Source organism: Nocardia sp. NPDC003183, assembly GCF_053590715.1.
Genome location: NZ_JBSFTG010000001.1, coordinates 1,366,528 through 1,385,278 on the forward strand (window position 1 = coordinate 1,366,528; position 18,751 = coordinate 1,385,278).

The 18,751-nt window shown below is 69.4% G+C and carries 16 protein-coding genes; all 16 read right to left on the bottom strand.

The genetic code is table 11. The features are described from left to right. Window positions 1-323: 323 nt before the first annotated feature. Window positions 324-1,277, bottom strand: a complete 954-nt coding sequence (gene fabD, locus ACWDXS_RS06280) for an ACP S-malonyltransferase (protein WP_449962679.1) — start codon at window positions 1,275-1,277, stop codon at window positions 324-326. A gap of 31 nt (window positions 1,278-1,308) precedes the next feature. Beyond that, window positions 1,309-2,526, bottom strand: a complete 1,218-nt coding sequence (locus tag ACWDXS_RS06285) for an MFS transporter (protein WP_449962682.1) — start codon at window positions 2,524-2,526, stop codon at window positions 1,309-1,311. Further along, the gene (locus tag ACWDXS_RS06290; RefSeq protein ID WP_449962684.1) at window positions 2,519-3,538 is read right to left on the bottom strand and encodes an LLM class flavin-dependent oxidoreductase; all 1,020 of its coding nucleotides are present in this window, start codon (window positions 3,536-3,538) and stop codon (window positions 2,519-2,521) included. Before ACWDXS_RS06290 ends, ACWDXS_RS06285 begins: the two co-directional genes overlap by 8 nt. 14 nt (window positions 3,539-3,552) lie before the next feature. Further along, window positions 3,553-3,762, bottom strand: a complete 210-nt coding sequence (locus tag ACWDXS_RS06295) for an acyl-CoA carboxylase epsilon subunit (RefSeq protein WP_449962687.1) — start codon at window positions 3,760-3,762, stop codon at window positions 3,553-3,555. Continuing rightward, window positions 3,759-5,330: an acyl-CoA carboxylase subunit beta gene (locus tag ACWDXS_RS06300; protein WP_449962689.1), complete on the bottom strand. Its 1,572-nt coding sequence runs from the start codon at window positions 5,328-5,330 to the stop codon at window positions 3,759-3,761. Before ACWDXS_RS06300 ends, ACWDXS_RS06295 begins: the two co-directional genes overlap by 4 nt. A gap of 35 nt (window positions 5,331-5,365) precedes the next feature. Then, window positions 5,366-7,321, bottom strand: coding sequence for an SDR family oxidoreductase (locus tag ACWDXS_RS06305; protein WP_449962692.1), 1,956 nt, complete (start codon window positions 7,319-7,321; stop codon window positions 5,366-5,368). After that, the gene (locus ACWDXS_RS06310; RefSeq protein ID WP_378707783.1) at window positions 7,302-8,249 is read right to left on the bottom strand and encodes an aromatase/cyclase; all 948 of its coding nucleotides are present in this window, start codon (window positions 8,247-8,249) and stop codon (window positions 7,302-7,304) included. The genes ACWDXS_RS06305 and ACWDXS_RS06310 overlap by 20 nt, the downstream gene beginning before the upstream one ends. Window positions 8,250-8,278: 29 nt before the next feature. Further along, the gene (gene fabG / locus ACWDXS_RS06315; protein WP_056819521.1) at window positions 8,279-9,061 is read right to left on the bottom strand and encodes a 3-oxoacyl-ACP reductase FabG; all 783 of its coding nucleotides are present in this window, start codon (window positions 9,059-9,061) and stop codon (window positions 8,279-8,281) included. 33 nt (window positions 9,062-9,094) lie between these two features. Then, window positions 9,095-9,358: an acyl carrier protein gene (locus ACWDXS_RS06320; RefSeq protein WP_056819520.1), complete on the bottom strand. Its 264-nt coding sequence runs from the start codon at window positions 9,356-9,358 to the stop codon at window positions 9,095-9,097. Window positions 9,359-9,372: 14 nt separating this feature from the next. Beyond that, complete coding sequence (locus tag ACWDXS_RS06325; RefSeq protein WP_449962699.1) at window positions 9,373-10,596, bottom strand: ketosynthase chain-length factor; 1,224 nt, start codon at window positions 10,594-10,596, stop codon at window positions 9,373-9,375. Continuing rightward, entirely contained in the window at window positions 10,593-11,870 is a 1,278-nt protein-coding gene (locus ACWDXS_RS06330; RefSeq protein WP_301907170.1) for a beta-ketoacyl-[acyl-carrier-protein] synthase family protein, read from the bottom strand. Before ACWDXS_RS06330 ends, ACWDXS_RS06325 begins: the two co-directional genes overlap by 4 nt. Continuing rightward, entirely contained in the window at window positions 11,867-12,193 is a 327-nt protein-coding gene (locus tag ACWDXS_RS06335; RefSeq protein ID WP_067445797.1) for a TcmI family type II polyketide cyclase, read from the bottom strand. The genes ACWDXS_RS06330 and ACWDXS_RS06335 overlap by 4 nt, the downstream gene beginning before the upstream one ends. A 23-nt stretch (window positions 12,194-12,216) precedes the next feature. After that, on the bottom strand, window positions 12,217-13,671 hold the full coding sequence (locus ACWDXS_RS06340; RefSeq protein ID WP_449962704.1) for an FAD-dependent monooxygenase: 1,455 nt from the start codon (window positions 13,669-13,671) through the stop codon (window positions 12,217-12,219). 20 nt (window positions 13,672-13,691) lie between these two features. Further along, on the bottom strand, window positions 13,692-15,440 hold the full coding sequence (locus tag ACWDXS_RS06345) for an acetyl/propionyl/methylcrotonyl-CoA carboxylase subunit alpha (protein WP_449962707.1): 1,749 nt from the start codon (window positions 15,438-15,440) through the stop codon (window positions 13,692-13,694). Between the two features lie 29 nt (window positions 15,441-15,469). Then, the gene (locus ACWDXS_RS06350) at window positions 15,470-16,645 is read right to left on the bottom strand and encodes an acyl-CoA dehydrogenase family protein (RefSeq protein WP_378994815.1); all 1,176 of its coding nucleotides are present in this window, start codon (window positions 16,643-16,645) and stop codon (window positions 15,470-15,472) included. A 285-nt stretch (window positions 16,646-16,930) separates the two neighbouring features. Next, the gene (locus tag ACWDXS_RS06355; RefSeq protein WP_449962711.1) at window positions 16,931-18,283 is read right to left on the bottom strand and encodes a helix-turn-helix transcriptional regulator; all 1,353 of its coding nucleotides are present in this window, start codon (window positions 18,281-18,283) and stop codon (window positions 16,931-16,933) included. Window positions 18,284-18,751 lie beyond the last annotated feature (468 nt).

Consider the following 18,751-nt stretch of genomic DNA (forward strand, 5'->3'; position numbering starts at 1 on the left):
AACCTGCGAAAACGCTGTGCCGAATTCATGACCTGTCAAGCCGATACTTATCGGCCGCCATAGCGCGGCCAACGGCTCCGGCGAGAGCACTCCGCCCGCTCTCCCCGCTCCAGCCAACCTCAACTGACCGACAGCGACCCGATGGCACGGCAACCTACGGCGTCGACCACTTTCGCTACGTCTGGCCCGCAGAGTGCGATCTGATTGCTCAGTTGGCCGGGTTATCGGGGCGGCGCACCGCGGACTGGCTCGTTACTCCGTTCACCGACGAACAGCGAGAACCATGTGTCGGTCTGGCGTAAGCCGCCGGACCGACCCATCGGCTAGCCCTGCTCTTCGGGTTTCGATATCGCCGTCGAGCTGACGTCCGGGGCAATGCGGCGGGAGAATCCGGTCAGTACCTGGCCAGGTCCCAGTTCGACCAGTTCGTCGTAGCCGTCGGCAGCGGCCCGTTGGACGGTCTCCACCCAGCGGACCGGGGCCAGCAGTTGGCCGCGCAGCAGGGCGCGGATCTCGGTGGGGTCGGTGACGTAGTCGGCCGTGACCGCGCTGAGCACCGGAACGACCGGCGGGCTGAGAGTGTAGCGGTCGAGTTCGGCGCCGAACTCGGCGGCGATGTCGGCCATCAGGGGCGAATGAAAGGCTCCGGCGACCTTGAGCCGCACCACTTTCGCCGCGCCGGCGGACCGGGCCAGGTCCTCGAGGTCGGCTACGGCGGTGGCGGCGCCGGAGACCACGGTCTGGGTCGGCTGGTTGTAGTTGGCCACGCCGACGACGCCCGAGGTGACGCGGGCGCACAGCGCGTCGACCTGCTCGGCGGGCAGGCCGATGACGGCGCTCATCGCGCCGTCGTAGCGGCGCGAGACCTCGGCCATGAGCTCGCCGCGGCGGCGGACCAGGTGCAGGACGGTGTCCTCGTCGAACACTCCGGCGACGGCCAAGGCGGTGAACTCCCCCAGGCTGTGACCGGCGACCGCCGCGGGCGGCAGTCCCCGCTGTGTACGGACCGCGCTGAGGGCCAGGCTGGTGGCGACGATCGCGGGCTGGGCCACGTCGGTGGCCCGCAACTGTTCGGCGGTACCGTCGACGCACAGCTGGGTCAGTGGGATGCCGAGAATGTCGTCGGCGCGGCGGAAGACCTCCTCGGCCACCGGGTAGTCGGTGATCCACGCGGCCATGCCGGGCCGCTGGGAGCCCTGCCCGGGGAACAGTGCCAGGGTCCTGGGGCCCGTCGCCAGCTGGTCGGGCTGTTCTCGGATGAAGACGTCGGCGGTCATGAGTGGTACCTCCTCGAGGTGAGTGTGGCTGTTATGGAACAGCTTTCGCGGGTGCGGGTGTCGCGGATGCGCGCAGTTCGCTACTCGCGGCGAGGACCGCGAGCAGCCCAGCAACCGCGATCACCGCCGCCGCGGGACGGTAGGCATCGAAGGCCACCGCCACTGCGACGGTGATCGGCAGAACGAACGCCGCACCGAACTGGACACCGGTTTGATACAGCGGCACCGCGATCGGGCGGAGTTCGGCGGGCACGGTGGCGGTCGACTGCATGTTCAGCGCGGCGAACGACAGGACGAACCCGGCTTCGATCAGCAGCAGCACCGGCAGCGCGTCGGTCACGTAGTCGTGGATCTCGGGTCGGGCGAACAGCAGCAGGTGCCCGGCCAGCGTCGCCACCGCGCCGGCGAGGATCAGCCGCGCGGTGCCGTACCGCTCCACGAACCGTCCCGCGAACGGAACCGACAGTGCCAGTGGCAGACTCGCGGGCAGCAGAGCGACCGCGATCTGCCACGGCGCCCATCCGAGCGACTGGTGCAGTTGCACCGCGATCACCACCAGCAGTGCGAGGTAGCCGCCGTTGAGGGCTCCTGCTCCGAGGGCGGACCGCAGTAGGGCACCATTGCGCAACAACAATTTCGACAGCCGCGGCGGGGCGGCCACCGGTGGGTCGGGGATCACCCGCCACGCGGCGACAAGCAGGGCGAGCGCGATCGGCGCGGGGAACACGAACAGCAGGTGCCAGTTCAGCGCGGTGAGCCAACCCGACAGCAGTAGACCGGTGGTGAATCCGGCCGCGCCGAAGACCGCGTACACCGAGATCGCGCGGCGCTGCTGGGCACCGGCCGGGAACTCCGCGGCGATCACCGCCAGCCCGGCGGGTGCGGTCAGCGCGGCGGCGGCGCCCTTCACCACGCGGGTCGCGACGAGCAGAGCCAGGTCGTCGGTGAGCCCGCCGATCACCGAGGCGACGGCGAACAGCGCCATGGCGACGAGATAGACCTGCCTGCGCCCGAACCGGGCGGCCAACGCGGGCCCGGCGAGGAGCAGCGCGGCGAACCCCGCCGCGAAACCGCTGAGCAGCCATTGGGTTTGCCCGATCGACCGGTTCAGTTCGGTGGTGAGCACGCCGAGTGCGGGCACCAGGATGGAGCCTTCGATGGCGTCGAGGATCATGTTGCCCGACAGCACCAGCAGCAGTATCCAGCGGCGCCGATCCCAGGTCGGCGCCGCTGGTCGCACGTCAGCCATGGCCGTTGCGCGCCGAGATCGGGCCGCCGGTGGTGACCTGGAACTGCTTGTCCAGCAACGGTGGCAGCTGTTCACTCACCAGCTCGATGTGGCGGGTGACCAGGTCGTCGGGCATGCCGGCGATGCTCGCCCAGAAGATCAGGTGCCGCACCGGCAGCCCCGCCACCCGTTCGTGGATCCGCACGGCGGCCTGTTCGGGGGTGAGGATCTCGAGCAGGCCGAATGATCCGTCCTCGGGACGTTGGCGCAGCTGATCGAGTTCGAGGGCGGGCGGCACCGGCGCGTCGGTGCCCTCCACCGACAGCTGCCGGTAGGAGTTCATCTGGTGCGCGAGGTGTGGTGCGACCCGGGCCCACGCGGCCTCGGGATCGTCGGCCAGCAGGATCGGCAGCAGATCCGAGACCCGCGCGGACTCGGGATCGTGTCCGCCCTCGATGAGTCCCTCGCGGTACAGCGGGAACAGCTGGTGCGAGATGTGCAGGAATCCGATGCCGAGGCGCCCGGCGAGGCGGGCGCCGCGCGGACCGTAGAACCCGCCCCACAGCGGCACGGGATCCTGGATCGGCCCCGGCGTGATCCCGCCGGTGGCCCACAACCGCTGGATCTCGGCGATGTTGTCGCCGGTGCGAGCGAACCGGCGGTTGAAATCGGTGTCGAAGAGCTGGTATTCGGGCAGGCGGTAGCCGGCGCCGAGACCGAGTTCGAGCCGACCACCGCTGATCAGATCGACCAATGCCGCCTCCTCGGCGAGCTGGGCAGGCTTGCGCAGGGCGGGCAGCACCACGGCGGTGCCGATGCGCACCCGCTTGGTTCTGGCGGCCGCCGCGGCGGCGAAGGTGAGCGGCTGCGGGAGATAGCCGTCCTCGAACAGGTGGTGCTCGGTGAACCAGACTCCGCCCGCGCCGCGCAGGTCGGCCTCCTCACAGAACTCGAGGGTGCGGGCGTAGTGGTCGGCCCACGGGCGCTGCCACTGTGCGGGGTTGCGCAGGTCGAAGAGCAGTCCGACGTCCATGGTGGCTCCGTTCGTCAGCGGGTGGATCCGGTCCACGCGCGGGGGTCGGTGAAGGCGGGTCGGCGTTCCAGACGTCGCCAGCGAGCGACGGGCCTGGTCGGGTTCGGCGCCGCGGCGGCGGTCCGTCGCCGGGCGAGCAGCAGCACGAGCAGCGCGCCGAGTTCGTCCGGGTCGGCGCTGCCCTTCTCGACGCGAAGGAAGGGCACCGGGTCCTCGGCGCTCATTGCGGCGGATTCCCGTGCTTGCGGCGGGGCAGATCGGTGTCCTTGCCCGCCAGCATGGCGAAGGCGCGGATCAGCACGCCACGGGTGTCGCGCGGATCGATCACGTCGTCGATGAGTCCGCGCTCGGCGGCGTAGTAGGGATGCACGAGTTCCTCGCGGTACTCGGCGATCTTGCGGTCTCTGGTGGCCGCGGGATCCTCCGACGCGGCGATCTCGCGCCGGAACACCACGTCGGCCGCGGCCTCGGCGCCCATGACGGCGATCTCGTTGGTCGGCCAGGCCAGCGCGAGATCGGTGCCGATCGACAGCGAGTCCATCACGATGTAGGCGCCGCCGTAGGACTTGCGCAGTACCAACGAGATTCGCGGCACCGTCGCGTTGCAGTAGGCGTAGAGCAGTTTCGCGCCGCGCCGGATGATGCCCGCGTGTTCCTGTCCGACGCCGGGCAGGAACCCCGGCACGTCGACCAGGGTCAGCAACGGAATGTTGAAGGCGTCGCAGAACTGAACGAACCGCGCGCCCTTCTCACTCGCGTCGATGTCGAGTACCCCGGCCAGGCTCATCGGTTGGCTGGCCACCACCCCGACCACGTGGCCGTCGAGCCGGGCCAGCGCGCACACCAGGTTGGTCGCCCAGGTGGCCTGTACTTCGAAATAGTCGCCGTCGTCGACGATTTCGGCCAGCACCTCGCGAATGTCGTAGGGGCGGTTGCCGTCCAGCGGCACCAGGTCGGTCAGTGCCGTGGTCTGCCGGTCGGCGGGGTCGGCGGTGAACGCCACCGGCGGGAGCTCCCGATTGTTGGCGGGCAGCATCGACAGCAGCGCGCGAACATCGGACAGGCACGACGGCTCGTCGTCGTAGACGAAATGGGCAACCCCCGAGACCGAGGCGTGGATGTCGGCGCCGCCGAGTTCGTCGTGGGTCACCACCTCGCCGGTCACGGTGCGCACCACATCGGGGCCGGTGATGAACATCTGCGCGATATCGCGCACCACGAAGACGAAGTCGGTGAGCGCGGGCGAGTACGCCGCCCCGCCGGCGCACGGCCCGAGCATGACACTGATCTGCGGGATCACTCCCGAGGCTCTGGTGTTGCGGCGGAAGATCCCGCCGTAGCCCGCCAGTGCCGTCACGCCCTCCTGGATGCGGGCGCCCGCACCGTCGTTGAGCGAGACCAGCGGAGCGCCCGCCGTGACGGCCATGTCCATGATCTTGTGGATCTTCTGGGCGTGTGCCTCGCCGAGTGCGCCGCCGAAGATCCGGAAGTCGCTGGCGTAGACGAAGACCGTGCGCGTGTCGACGGTTCCCCACCCGGTGATCACGCCGTCGGTGTGGGGTCTGCGCGCCTCCAGTCCGAAGCCGGTGGCCCGGTGTCTGCGCAGCGGCTCCACTTCGACGAACGAACCGGGGTCGAGGAGCAGGTCGATGCGTTCGCGGGCGGTGAGTTTGCCCTTGGCGTGCTGGCGTTGCGTGGCCGCCGGGTCGGGGCCGACACGTGCGGCGCGCTTGAGCGCGTCGAGTTCGTCGAGCCGTTGGGTGTACCCGGTGGGTTCTTGCACTGTCGTCATCGGATCTCCTGATGTGGTCGGCGGCGGCCGTGCTGTCAGCCGAGTAGCGTCCCGCCGGTGGCGTCGATGAACGCGCCGGTGATCCAGCGGGCTTCGTCGGTGGCGAGGAAGGTGACGACATCGGCCACGTCGACCGCCTCGCCGACGCGCTTGAACGCCGAGAACTGCGCCATCTGCTCGACTGCCTCCGGGATGTCGAACACGGCGCTGCCGTTGTTGGTGATGCCGGGCGCGACGCTGTTGACGGTGATCCCGCGCGGTGCCAGGTGTCGGGCGAAGTGCAGCGTGATCTGTTCCACCGCGCCCTTGGTCATCGAGTAGGCCACCTGGTCGGGGCTGGCGAATCGGGTGAGTCCGGAGGAGATGTTGATGATGCGCCCGCCTTCGGGCAGCAGGCCGAGAGCGCGCTGCACGATGAAGAACGGCGCGCGCACATTGACCGCGAACAGCCGGTCGAAGTCCTCGGGTGTCACGTCCTCGGGGGCGACGCCGGCCGGGGTGGTGACACCGGCGTTGTTGACCAGGATATCGAGCGTGGTCTGCCCCGTCCGTTCCTTGAGTCCCTGTTCGAGACCGAGGAACAGCTCGTGCACGCCGCCTGTCGTGCCGAGCTCGGCCCGCACGGGAAACGCACGGCCGCCGTCGTTCTCGATGACCTCGACGGTCTCGCGGGCCGCGGCCTCGTTGTCCGCGTAGTGCACGGCCACGAGCGCGCCCTTGGCCGCGAGCTGGCGGGCGGTCGCGCGGCCGATGCCGCGGCTGGATCCGGTGACCAGGGCGGTCTTGTTCGTCAGGCTCATCGATGTCTCCTTGGAATCGGGTGGTGCGGGCGCCGGGTCGCCGGGACCGGGCAGGCCGCTGATCATGCGGGCGAGATGGGATCGGACATCGCCGAGCCGCAGGAGCTCGGCGAACAGCTGCCGGGCGGGTTCGACCTCCGGTCCGCCCAGCAGCAGCAAGGTCTGGGCGCGGATATTGGTCAGGGTGCGGGCGCCGACGGCGTGGCGGGTGCGGTGATAGCCGTCGAGTTCGGCCTCGCCTGCGGTGCCGGTGATCGCGGCGATCAACCGGCCCGACAGGTCGGCCGCGTCCTGCAGGCCGAGATTGAGGGCTTGGCCGCCCACCGGCATCTGCCGATGGGCCGCGTCACCGGCGAGCAGGACCCGGCCGCGCCGGTACCGGGTGACCTGCAGGCTGGTGTCGTCGAACGCGTTGCGCCACAACGGTGTTCCGTGTCCGATCGACTCGCCGGTCACCCGTTCCCAGGCATCGGCGATCTCGGCGAACTCCGGTTCCCCGCCCCCGGCGCGGGGTGCGGCGCCGTAGACGTGCACCATCACCCTGGTGCTGCCGTCGGGCCAGCGCGAGGACACCGCGAGCCCGTGCGGGAGTCGTTCGAATCGACGGGCCGGGATATCTATTCCGGCCACGTCGGCTCGCAGCATCTCCCGCCCGGCCTCGAGACCCGCCAGTTCGAAGCCGGCCAGCTCGCGCACGGTGCCGCGTTCCCCATCGCAACCGACGAGGTAGGCGCCACGGTGGGTATGCCGTTCGCCGTCCGGGGTGACGGTGTCGATCAGCACAGCGCCCGCCTGCGCGGTCAGGGTGGTGACTCGGTGCCCACGCCGGAGCACCGCGCCCGCCTCAAGTGCTCGTTCCCCCAGCACAGCCTCCAGCCGGACCTGCGGGCACTTCCACTGGCCCGAGAACCGATGCGCCGGATCGGCTTCGGTCAGATCCAGGCGCAGTCCGCCGAAGTGTCCCGGCCCGCCGTCGGGCAGCGGCCCGAGCCGATCGAGCACGCCCCGCTCGGCGAGCACGTCCATGGTGCGGGCGTGCAGGGTGGAGGCCCGCGATTCGGTGGTGGGGGTGATCCGCTGTTCCACCACCGTCACGCGGACGCCCGCGCCGGCCAGATCGCCCGCGAGCAGCAACCCGACCGGCCCCGCGCCGACGATCAGGACGTCGGTGTCATCGACGGGCTTCGGCATAGTTCTTGGCGTGGTTCAGCGTGGCCCGGCTGTTGCCCCCGAGCGCCTCGCGCAGGAAGGTCCGCGCCTCGGGCACCCCGGCGTCGGGGCCGAGGATCTCGGTGATCCGTGTCGCCTCGATGATCACCGTGTGCTGCGAGGACGCGGTGGTCGTGCCGTCGGGGTTGGTCCGGAACTCCCAGTAGCCGGTGTGCAGGGCCATCAGAGCGGGCAGGGTGGTCTGCTTGTAGGCGATCCGGTGCTGCGGGAAGCAGACCCGGACCGACTCGGTGGTGTGACTCGATCCGTCCTTGGTCAGGGTGTCCATGCGCAGCACCTGCACCCCGGGGGTGTTCTCGGTCAGCTGCACCGAGGCCACGTGCGGGAGACGCTCGGTCCACAGGTTCGCCTCGTTCACGAAGTCGTAGACATCGCTTGCCGCACCGGCGATCTCGACCGAGTCGACGAACGACAGGGTCAGATCGGCGGTGCGCACCACCGACTCCACCGCGGCCTTGAGACCGGGCAGTTCCGCACGACTGTTGTCGTCGACCGCCTTCTCGATCCACGCCAGCCCGTCCGGATCGTCGTCGATGGCTCGGTAGGAGTGCAGCAGCCGCAGCTCGGTCCCGCCGTCCTCGCGCGGTTCGATGATCCAGGTGCCGCTCATCTGGGCCACCGGGGGCGCGGACACCTCCTGCCAGAAGGTGATCCGCAACTGCTCGGGATCGAGCACGCGGCGCGAGATCCAGGTCTTGGGTTCACCGTTGGCGGTCGCCCAGATCTGGATGCGTTCCTCGTTGCCCTCGTGTTCGAGGCGGGTCACATACACCGAGGGCGGGAACAGCCGGGGCCAGTTCTCCACCTCGGCCAGAAGGCGGTACACCTCGGTCGGCGGGGCCGCCACGGTGATCGTGTGCTCGACCTCGCGGGTGGTCTGCGTCGTCATGGGAGTCTCCTGGTGCTCGTCGGCCGGAATCAGAAGTTGCCGAGTCCGCCGCAGACATTGAGCGCCTGCGCGGTGATGGAGGCGGCCAGATCGGACGCCAGGTAGCCGACCAGGCCGGCCACCTCTTCGGGGGTGGAGTAACGGCCGAGCGGGATCTTGGCCTGGAACTTGGTGAGGATCGCGTCCTCGGTGGTGTCGTAGGCCGCGGCGTAGCCGGACCGAACCCGTTGCGCCATCGGCGTTTCCACGTAGCCGGGGCACACGGCGTTGACCGTGATCCCAGTCGGGGCCAGCTCGTTGCCGAGCGCCTTGGTGAACCCGACGACGCCGTGCTTGGACGCCGAGTACGGCGCCCCGAGCACCACGCCCTGCTTGCCCGCCGTCGAGGCGATGTTGATGATGCGGCCGCGCTGCTTTTCTCGCATGCCGCCGGTGGTGAGCACCTCGCGGCTGGCCAGGAACACGCTGTTGAGGTTGGTCGCGATCACGTCGGACCACAGTTCCTCGGTGAGGTCGGCGGTGACGCCGCCGCCGGAGCGGCCCGCGTTGTTGACCAACACGTCCACCGGGCCGTACCGGTCGACCGCGGCCCGTACGAATGCCGAGATGTCCTCGGCCGCACGGACATCGGCGGTGGTGCCGTCCACGTCGAAGCCCTCGCCCCGCAATTGCGCGACGGTGTCGGCGACGGCTTCCTTGTTGCGTGCGCACAGGAACACCCGGTGTCCCTGCCCGGCCAGTTGACGGACCGAGGCGAGGCCGATGCCGCTGGTGGCGCCGGTGACCAGAGCCACCTTGTCGTCGTTGGTCATATCTGTTCTCCTGTCGGGCAATCGGTTTCGCGCTCAGCTGGGCTGGGGCGCTTCGAGCAGCTGTTCGTTGACCAGGTCGACCAGCGCGCGCGGCGTGGTCACGGCGACGACGGCGTCGTCGTCGAGGGTGACGCCGAATTCGCGTTTGATCCGGCCGGTGGTCTCGAGCAGCGCCAGCGACTCGTAGCCGAGGTCTTCGAACTCGATGTCGGCGAATTCGCCGTCGAGGCCGGGGCTGTCGCCGCTGCCTTCTCGTAGGATGCGGCGCAGATCGTCGAGTGTGAACGATGTCGACACGGGCTTTCCTTTCCTCAGGGGCGAAGGTGTTCGGGGCCGCGAACGACCATGGCGGAGTTGAACCCACCCGCACCGCGGGCGAGCACGAGCGCGGTCCGCACGGGTGCGGGCCTGACCTCGGTGACCAGGTCGAGCTGGTAGTCCGCGGCGAGATCGGTACCGATGGTCGGCGGGATCACCCCGTCGCGGATGGACAGGAACGCGGCGGCCAGGTCCAGCGGTGCCGCGCCCGAATAGAGCCGTCCGGTCATGGTTTTCGGTGCTGTCACCGGCACGCCACGCGCACCGAACACCGCGACCAGGGCGTCGACCTCGATCCGGTCGAGTTCGGCGATGCCTGCGGCATCGGCGAACACGACGTCGATCTCGGCGGGAGTCACCCCCGCGTCGCCGAGGGCGAGTTCGATCGCCCTGCGCAGCCCCGGCTCGCCCGGACCGTCGGGGCGCGGGTCGACGGTGGCCGCGTGCCCGGCGATCTCGCCGTAGATCTGGGGCGCATCGCGTTGTCTGGCGTGCTCGGCGTCCTCGAGGACCAGCAGCGCGCCGCCCTCACCCGGGACGTAGCCGTCCGCCTGCGCGTCGAACGGCAGGTAGGCGCGGTCCGGGTCGGTGACGGTGCTCAGTCCGCCGCCCGCCAGCTGTGCCACCCACCCCCACGGGCAGATCGAGGCGTCGATCGCGCCCGTCACCACCAGCGTGGTGCCGCGCCGAATCTGTCTGCGCGCCTGGGCGACCGCGTCCAGCCCACCGGCCTGGTCGCTGACCACCACGCTGCTCGGACCGCGCAGCCCGTTGCGGATGGAGATCTGTCCGCTGTTGACCGCGTAGAACCAGGCGAAGGACTGATAGGCGCTCACGTACTCGCCGCCCTTGCTCCACAGTGCGCGCAGTTCGTTCTGCCCGAACTCGAAGCCACCCGAACTGCTGGCGGTGATCACGCCCGCGGCGTAATCGGGCAGCTCGTCGGGTCGCACGCCGGCGTCGGCGAAGGCCCAGTCCGCGCTCACCAGAGCCAGCCGCGTCATCCGGTCGGTCTGCGGCAACAGCCGGCCCGGCAGGTGCTCCTCGGCCTCGAATCCGGTGATCTCCCCGGCCAATTGCGCGGGATAGGACGCGGGGTCGAACCGGGTGACCCGGCGGATCCCGGTGCGCCCGGCCAGCGTGGTGCGCCAGTACTCTTCCAACCCGAGACCGGTCGGCGCGGCGACGCCGAGCCCGGTCACCACCGCGGCGCTCATCGTCGGCTCCGGAAAGGATCGGCGAGCACGACCGCGCTCTGGAACCCACCGAACCCGCTGCCCACCGACAGCACCACGTCGACCTTGTGGTCGCGCGCGGTCAACGGCACATAGTCCAGATCGCATTCGGGGTCGGGATTGTGCAGGTTGGCCGTGGGCGGCACCACGTTGTTGACCAGCGCCAGCACCGACGCCGCGATCTCGATCGACCCGATCGCGCCGAGCGAATGCCCGACCATCGACTTGATCGAGCTCATCGGCGTGCGGTAGGCGTGATCGCCGAGAACGCGCTTGACCGCGGCGGTCTCGTGCCGGTCGTTCTGTTTGGTGCCGGAACCGTGCGCGTTGATGTAGTCGATCTCGGTGCCGTCGATCCGCGCCTGGCCGAGTGCGGTGCGGATCGCCTCGGCCATCTCCTTGCCGTCCGGGCGCAGACCGGTCATGTGGAAGGCATTGGAACGGGTGGCGTGTCCGGCCAGCTCGGCGTAGATCGTCGCGCCGCGTTTGCGCGCGCTCTCCAGTTCCTCGAGCACGAACACCGCCGCGCCCTCGCCGAGGACGAAGCCGTTGCGGCTGGCGTCGAAGGGCCGCGAGGCGTGCGCGGGATCGTCGTTGCGCGGGGTGGTGGCCTTGATCGCGTCGAAGCAGGCCACCGTGATCGGGCTGATCGGGGCGTCGGTAGCGCCCGCGATCATCACGTCCGCGCCACCTTCGCGCAGCACTTCCGCGGCGTAGCCGACCGCGTCCAGACCGGAAGTGCACCCGGTGGACACCACGGTCGACGGTCCTTGCGCACCGACCGCCCAAGCTACTTCGGTCGCGAACGAACTCGGGACGAAGTAGTTGTAGAGGTGCGGCACCGCGTAGTTGTGATCGACCAGTTCCAGCCGCCCACCATCACTGACGGTGCGGTACTCCTCATCGAGGCCCATCGTGGCGCCCACCGCGCTGCCGATGGTGACACCGGTCCGGAACGGGTCGATATCGTCGAACTCGAGCCCGCTGTCGGCGACCGCCTCGCGGGCACTGACCACCGCCAGCTGCGCCGCCCGGTCCATCCGCCGGATCTCCTGCGGGGTCAGGCCGTGTAATTCGGGATCGAAGTCGATCTCGGCGGCCACCTGGGACCGGAACGGCGCCGGATCGAACAGCGAGATCCGTCCGGTCGCGGTGCGGCCGTTGGAGATCAGGTCCCAGAAGCTCTTCGTTCCCACCCCGCCGGGGGCGGACACCCCGACGCCGGTGATCACCACGCGACGTTCGGGCGCGCTCATCGCGCGTTCCAGTCGTAGAAGCGGTGCGCCATCGCGTCCGCCGGCGAGCGCCAGGTCTTCGGGTCGTAGGCCTCGATGAACGGCTTGAGATCCTGACTGATCCGCACGAAGCGGTCGTCGGTCTTGGCGTCCTCGATCCGTTCGCCGCCGTTGTCCTCGTCGAAGTCCTGCAGGTGGAAGTACAGGCCGCGGTAGTGGAAGAGCTGGCGGCGGCGCGTGCCCATCCGGTGCGGCAGCTCGGTGGTGTCGAATTCCCGGAACAGTCCGGCGACATCGCCCGCGGACGCGAGGTCCATGCGGGCCACGATCAGTGTGCTGAACATTGACTTCCCCTTCTCTCGGATGTTCATCGGGCCGGCCCGAACCAGCGGTCCAGGACGGTCGGCAGGTCGTTGTGCGTGCCGGGGGCGACCCAGGCCACATGGCCGTCGGGCCGCACCAGCAGCGCGGTGGTGCGCGCGTCGGTGTCGATGGGTTCGGTGGCGGTCGCGGTGACCACGTCGATGCGGTCGGTCCACGGCTGGGCCCGGTGGCGCAGCGCCGGGTTGTCGGTGAGGTCGAGCAGAACGCCCCGGCCCGGCCGCAGCAGGGCGGCGGTGTCGGTGGCGTGCGCGCCGCGCACAAGCCGCCGCCGTGGCAGCCGGGCGCCCAGCAGCGGGTGGGACCCGCCGCCCACGTCGTAGCGGATGTCGAGTCCGGTCACCCTGGCCGCGAGGTGCCGTTCCACCTCCGGATAGGCGACGAGTTCGCGCAGCACCTCACGCAGTGGCCCGACCTCCTCGCCGCCGAGGATGAACAGGCTCTGCGCCTTGGTGTTGGCCAGCAGCCGCTGCCCGACCGGGTGACGTTCCCCGTGGTAGGTGTCGAGCAGGGTGGCCGGTGCCCTGCCGCGGCTCACCGCGGCGAGCTTCCAGCCGAGGTTCACCGCGTCCTGGATGCCGGTGTTCATGCCCTGCCCGCCCGCGGGCAGATGGACGTGCGCCGCGTCGCCCGCGAGCAGCACCCGCCCCCGCCGGTACTCGGTGACCAGACGCGCGGCGTCACCGAAGGCGCTCACCCAGACCGGTTCCGCGTGCGAGATGTCGACATCGGTCAGCCGCTTCCACACGTCGGCGACCTCGGCGAAATCCGGTGGGCCGGTGCGACGCCGGGGTGCGGCGCCGCGTTCGCCGACGATGATCCGGTAGGCGCCGCCGGGCAGCGGGGCGCTCATCACCATGCCGCCGGATACCTGCTGGCCGATCATCCGCGGCGCGATCTCCACCCCGCGGACATCGGCGAGCAGCAGTTCGGTGGTGGCCGGGGTGCCGGGGAAGTCGAACCCGCCGGCCTTGCGCACCACACTGCGGCCACCGTCGGCGCCGACGAGATAGCCGGCGCGCAACGGCGCGTGCTCCGCGAAGTGCACGGTGACGCCGTCGGCGTCGCTGTCGAGCCCGACGACTTCGTGTCCGCGCCGGATGTCGGCGCCCAGCTCGCGCGCCCAGCCCTCCAACACCGCTTCGGTCGTCGACTGGGGCACCACGCGTGGCGCTTCCAGCGGTGCGCCGAGGACCGTGAGGTCGAGCGGAATCCCACCGAAATGCCCCGCCGAGCCGGTCTCCACCGCGCCGAAGCGGCCGAGCAGTCCACGCTGGTCGAGCACTTCGGTGGTGCGCAGGGTCAACCCGATGCCACGCGATTCCCCGGTGCGAGCGGGCAGCCGGTCGACGACGATCACGTCGACGCCCGCCAGCCGCAGTTCCCCGGCCAGTGTCAGCCCGGTCGGTCCCGCGCCTGCCACGATGACGGCAGCGTCCATGGTTACCTCCTGAATTCCGTTCATGCCGCATGACTTCCGGAGTCGTCGAGTCGGCACACAGTGGTGCCGGAGCTCACCGTCGTGCCGACGGTGGCGGTCAGTTCGCGCACGATGCCCGCCCGGTGCGCGGTGAGCGGCTGTTCCATCTTCATGGCCTCGAGAACTGCGACGAGGTCGCCGGAGTCGACCCATTGCCCTTCTGTCACAGCGATTTTCACGACAGTGCCCTGCATCGGCGCGACCAGCGCATCGGAAGCGGAAGCGCCGCGTCCACCGCGTGCGGTGCGAGCGCTGCGGCGTGGTGCCGCGATGCCGATGCGGTCGGGGGCGGGCAGCGAGACCTCGAGCCGTCGGCCGCTGATCTCCACGACCACCGTTTCCCGCTGGGGTTCGACTGTCGTCTCCCCCGCGATGTCCTGCGCGGCGATGCGATTGTCGAAGTCGGTCTCGATCCAGCGGGTGTGCACCGTGAACGGCGCGCCGGTGAAGGCCGGGTCGTCGAGCACCGCGCGGTGGAACGGCAGCGTCGTCGCGACGCCGTCCACGGTGAGCTCGGCGAGGACCCGGCGCGACCGCGCCAGCGCTTGATCGCGGTCGGCACCGGTGACGATCACCTTGGCCAGCAACGAGTCCCAGGCCGGGCCGATCACCGATCCCTGCTCCACACCGGTGTCGACCCGCACTCCCGGACCCGAGGGCGCGGCGAACTTCGTCACCGTGCCGGGCGCGGGCAGGAAGCCACGCCCCGGGTCCTCGGCGTTGATGCGGAACTCCAGCGCGTGCCCGCGCGCGGGCGGGTCGTCGTAGCCGAGGGGTTCACCGCGGGCGATCCGGAACATCTCCCGGACCAGGTCGATCCCGGTCACTTCCTCGCTCACGGGATGTTCGACCTGCAGCCGGGTGTTCACCTCCAGAAACGACAGCGTCCCGTCTCGCCCGATCAGGAATTCGCAGGTGCCCGCGCCCACGTACCCCGCCTGGGACAGGATCGCCTTCGACGCCCGGTACAGCTCGTCGCGTTGGGCGTCGGTGAGAAACGGTGCGGGCGCCTCCTCCACCAGCTTCTGGTGGCGGCGCTGTAACGAGCAGTCCCTGGTCGACACCACCACCACGTGCCCGAAAGCATCGGCGAGGCATTGGGTTTCCACGTGACGCGGCTGCTCGAGGTAGCGCTCCACGAAGCACTCCCCGCGCCCGAAGGCGGCTGTGGCCTCGCGCACGGCCGCGTCGAACAGTTCGGCGATCTCGGCGCGCTCGCGCACCACCCGTAACCCGCGACCTCCGCCACCGTGGGCGGCTTTGATCGCGATCGGCAGTCCGTGCCGGTCGGCGAAGTCGACCGCCTCGGCCGCGCCGGCGATCGGGTCCCGTGTGCCCGGCACGAGTGGCGCGCCGACCGCCTCGGCGATGCGCCGGGCCGACACCTTGTCGCCGAGCGCACGGATCGCCGCGGGCGGCGGGCCGATCCAGGTGAGACCGGCGTCGAGCACCGCCTGCGCGAAATCGGCGTCCTCGGAAAGGAATCCGTAGCCGGGGTGAACCGCGTCCGCACCGGCGGCGGCTGCCGCGCGCAGCAGTTTCGCGGCGTCGAGGTAACTCGTCGCCGGGGTGTCCCCGCCCAGCGCGTACGCCTCGTCGGCCAGCCGCACATGGGGCGCGTCCCGGTCGGGTTCGGCGTAGACCGCGACCGCGGCCAATCCTTCGTCGCGGCACGCGCGCACGACGCGGACCGCGATCTCGCCCCGATTGGCGATGAGTACCTTGCGCATGGTCGCTGCTCCCTGTCGCTTCGTCACGGTCACAGGTAGACGGTGTTGGGCGGCAGGCCGACCAGCGAACGGCCGTACAGCTCGATGTTCACGCTGGGCGTGATCATCGCGTGCAGCGAGGTCGCGTGGATATCACGCTGCAACCGCGCGATCGGCACGTCCCGCTGGATCGAGGAACCGCCACTGGCTTGGGCCAGGATCTCCACCGCCTGCTTGGCCTGGTGGGCCACCCAGCCGATCTGCACCCGCGACCAGACCCGTTCCTGTTCGGTCCACGCCTCGTTCGCCGCAGCCTTCGCATCGATCACGTCGGCGTAGGTCCGTGCCCGCGCCTCGGCGTCCTCGATCAGCAAGGCCGCCTCGCCCACCTGCAAATGGGTGACCGGGGCGTCGAGCTGGCTGGCGTAATCGGTGTAGGTGATAGGCCGACCGGGCAGCCGTTCGACGAACGCCGCCAGCGCCGCCCGCGCCGCGCCGACCAGCTGACCGGTCTGGATCGCGGTGACCGGCACCAGCACCGGCGCCGCGTACTGCGGCTTGAGCACGTTCACCGCCGACTTGGACCGATTCTGGTAGAAGTCCTCGCCGGTGATCACCCGGTGCTCGGGCACGAACACGTTCTCGGCGATTGTCGAGACGCTGCCGGAGCCTTCCAGCCCGGAGGTGTACCAGTCGTCGACGATGCGCAGATCAGCCGTGGGCACCAGGGCGAAGATCGGCACCGGCTCGGCGCCGGGCTCGGTCGGCAGTGCCACGGTGACCTTCCAGTGTGCGTGCAGCACACCGCTGTTGAAGCGCCACGTGCCGTTCAGTACCCACCCGCCGTCGACCTTCGTCGCGGTACCGGTGGGCGCGGTGGTGCCCGAGATCCGCACGTTCGGTGTCGCGAAGACCTCGTCGAGTGCGGCGTCGGGCCACAGTGCCGACATCCAGGTGAGCGAGGCGTAGATCGACAGGCAGAACGCCACCGAGGTGTTGCCACGGGCGACCTCGGCGAGCACGTCCACGAAATCCCGGGTGTTGGATTCGTAGCCGCCGTACTGCGCGGGAACCTGCATGTTCAGCAGCGAGGATTCCTCGATCGCGTCGATGACATCGTCGGGCAGGCGGCGGTTCTCGTCGATCCAGCGAGCCCGCGAACGCAATAGCGGCGCCAGCTTCGTGGCACGCTCGACGAGTTCCTCACGGGACGGGTTGGTAGACATGGTCGATTCCTCTCGCCGAATATCGTGAATACCGAAGCGGTATCGAAGAAGTTCGAGAATTATTCGGCGACAACGCTGCTCACCGATCACCGAAAATCTCGCACAGAATTCGGCGACGATTCAAGAGCTGCGGAACGACTCTACGGTCGACCCGTAGGTTCTCCCCGGGGAAACCACAGGATCATCACCAGGGCAACGCCTTCGGAACCGAGGGCACACGCACAAAAGACGGCAGTCGTGTGGAACACGACTGCCGTCCGAGTAATTCGACTACCGGAAACTACCTCACGCGCACTCCCGCGCATTCATTACCCCGGCCAGTTGACGCCGACCCGCGATACCGAGTTTCCGGTACACATTGGACAGGTGGAACTCGACGGTGCGCACCGTCAGGAACAACTGCTCGGCGATTTCCTTGTTGCTGAGCCCCCGCACCGCGAGGCCGGCGATCTTACGCTCCTGTCTGGTCAAGCCGGTCTCGCGATGCTGCGTGTCCAAGGCGCCGAGGACCGAGCCCGCGCGCTGCAGTACGGGGCCGCTACCGGCGGCGGCCGCGAGCTCGGTGGCCGCCGTGACAGCCCACCGCGATCGCTCCACGTCACCCTCGACCGCGTGCAACTGCCCCAGATCACACAGTGCGCCCATCAGCTCGTAGCGTGCTTCAGCGAGTTCGAGCAGCTCTACGGCACGTTCGAGCGCGCCCACCGACCGACTGTCGCGCCGCGCCATGCCGACCGCGTGCAGGGCCCGTCCCACCGCCCCCGGTGAACCCCAGCGCCGGGCTGCGGCCAGCTCGTCGTCGGCCAGTGCCGCCGCGAGATCGCAGCGGCCGAGCGCGGCCGCCACCAGCGCGGCGCGGGAACGCCACGGAACGATCGCCGGATTGGCCACATTCAGTGCGGTCAACACCTTTCCGCAGGCCAGGTAGTCCGCCAGGCTGCGCTCGAGGTCGCCTTCGGCGCGATGCAGCGCACCTCGGGCGGCGAGCACGTGCGCGTGGTCGGGCATCGCGTCCACCGCGCTCATCCGGTCCTCGAACAGACACCGGGCACTGCTCAGCTCGCCGACCTGGACCAGTGCCTCGACGAGCCAAGCCAGCGCCATGCCGCGCAGCGCGGGTGACACACCGCGGCGCAGCAGCGGTTCCATCGCCGCGATCGCCGCGGCGGGGCGACCGGACTGCGCGTCGATCCTGGCGCGAATGAGCGTCAGCGCTTCGAAGAGGCGGAACGAGATCTCGCCGCGTCCGTCGGACAGCAGCCGGGTGCAGTACGCCGCGGCCTCGGCACATCGGTCCGCGTAGACCAGGGCCAGCAGAGCCAGCCACAGACATCCCGGATCGGGCTCGTCGGATTCGGCATCGAGCACGACTTCCGACCGCCGGACGATGGTCTCCCGGTCCAGAACTCCGCAGTGCACGAAAAGCATGTTCTGCACGCCGCCGCACAGGGTCTCGGCATCGCCGAAACGGAGGCGGGCCTCGGCGCGACCGACGCCGGACAGATAGTCGACCTTGTCGGTGAGCCGGGAGTCTCGGCGTTCACACCACGTCGATTCCGCGTGACCACATCGCACCGGCTCGACGCACCCCGAGTTTCGGGGTGTTTTGATCGACAACACCTTCTGACGTTCCGACATAACATTCATTACGCTCGGGGCCGACAGGCCTTCCGAACGGGACACAGGATGATCGGTCATGAAGTCTCCCTGGTGCAGCGAGCCGAGCTTCCACGACCATGCCGTCGAAGGCCGCGAAAATCCCCCCGGTTGTCAAAGTACCAGCGACACAGCGCAATTCGGAGTGATGTTCAACATATGAATACGATGATCTTATCTCTTGCAGATCACATCGTGAATTATCGACTCACACACGCTATTACCCGAACAAGATCGAGCATTGCCATGACACCGAATGTGATGGTAATCGTACGCGCAATGGGATGGATGCCACCGAGAGGCCTTGGCGCAGACCTCGAACCGGGGCACGCCCACGGCCCGGCGCGACTGGAGCCGGGCGAGTAGCCTCCTCGTCTCGTCGAACAGTCCCGATGTTCAACGGTAACGGGATAGTTCATCCATGTCATCTCGAAAGACCAGGCAACTGTA

Excerpts from the sequence above, each read along its gene's own strand:
- fabD (WP_449962679.1), bottom strand. The coding sequence starts at position 1,277 with ATGACCGCCGACGTCTTCATCCGAGAACAGCCCGACCAGCTGGCGACG.
- ACWDXS_RS06285 (WP_449962682.1), bottom strand. The coding sequence starts at position 2,526 with ATGGCTGACGTGCGACCAGCGGCGCCGACCTGGGATCGGCGCCGCTGG.
- ACWDXS_RS06290 (WP_449962684.1), bottom strand. The coding sequence starts at position 3,538 with ATGGACGTCGGACTGCTCTTCGACCTGCGCAACCCCGCACAGTGGCAG.
- ACWDXS_RS06295 (WP_449962687.1), bottom strand. The coding sequence starts at position 3,762 with ATGAGCGCCGAGGACCCGGTGCCCTTCCTTCGCGTCGAGAAGGGCAGC.
- ACWDXS_RS06300 (WP_449962689.1), bottom strand. The coding sequence starts at position 5,330 with ATGACGACAGTGCAAGAACCCACCGGGTACACCCAACGGCTCGACGAA.
- ACWDXS_RS06305 (WP_449962692.1), bottom strand. The coding sequence starts at position 7,321 with ATGCCGAAGCCCGTCGATGACACCGACGTCCTGATCGTCGGCGCGGGG.
- ACWDXS_RS06310 (WP_378707783.1), bottom strand. The coding sequence starts at position 8,249 with ATGACGACGCAGACCACCCGCGAGGTCGAGCACACGATCACCGTGGCG.
- fabG (WP_056819521.1), bottom strand. The coding sequence starts at position 9,061 with ATGACCAACGACGACAAGGTGGCTCTGGTCACCGGCGCCACCAGCGGC.
- ACWDXS_RS06325 (WP_449962699.1), bottom strand. The coding sequence starts at position 10,596 with ATGAGCGCCGCGGTGGTGACCGGGCTCGGCGTCGCCGCGCCGACCGGT.
- ACWDXS_RS06330 (WP_301907170.1), bottom strand. The coding sequence starts at position 11,870 with ATGAGCGCGCCCGAACGTCGCGTGGTGATCACCGGCGTCGGGGTGTCC.
- ACWDXS_RS06335 (WP_067445797.1), bottom strand. The coding sequence starts at position 12,193 with ATGTTCAGCACACTGATCGTGGCCCGCATGGACCTCGCGTCCGCGGGC.
- ACWDXS_RS06340 (WP_449962704.1), bottom strand. The coding sequence starts at position 13,671 with ATGGACGCTGCCGTCATCGTGGCAGGCGCGGGACCGACCGGGCTGACA.
- ACWDXS_RS06345 (WP_449962707.1), bottom strand. The coding sequence starts at position 15,440 with ATGCGCAAGGTACTCATCGCCAATCGGGGCGAGATCGCGGTCCGCGTC.
- ACWDXS_RS06350 (WP_378994815.1), bottom strand. The coding sequence starts at position 16,645 with ATGTCTACCAACCCGTCCCGTGAGGAACTCGTCGAGCGTGCCACGAAG.
- ACWDXS_RS06355 (WP_449962711.1), bottom strand. The coding sequence starts at position 18,283 with ATGTCGGAACGTCAGAAGGTGTTGTCGATCAAAACACCCCGAAACTCG.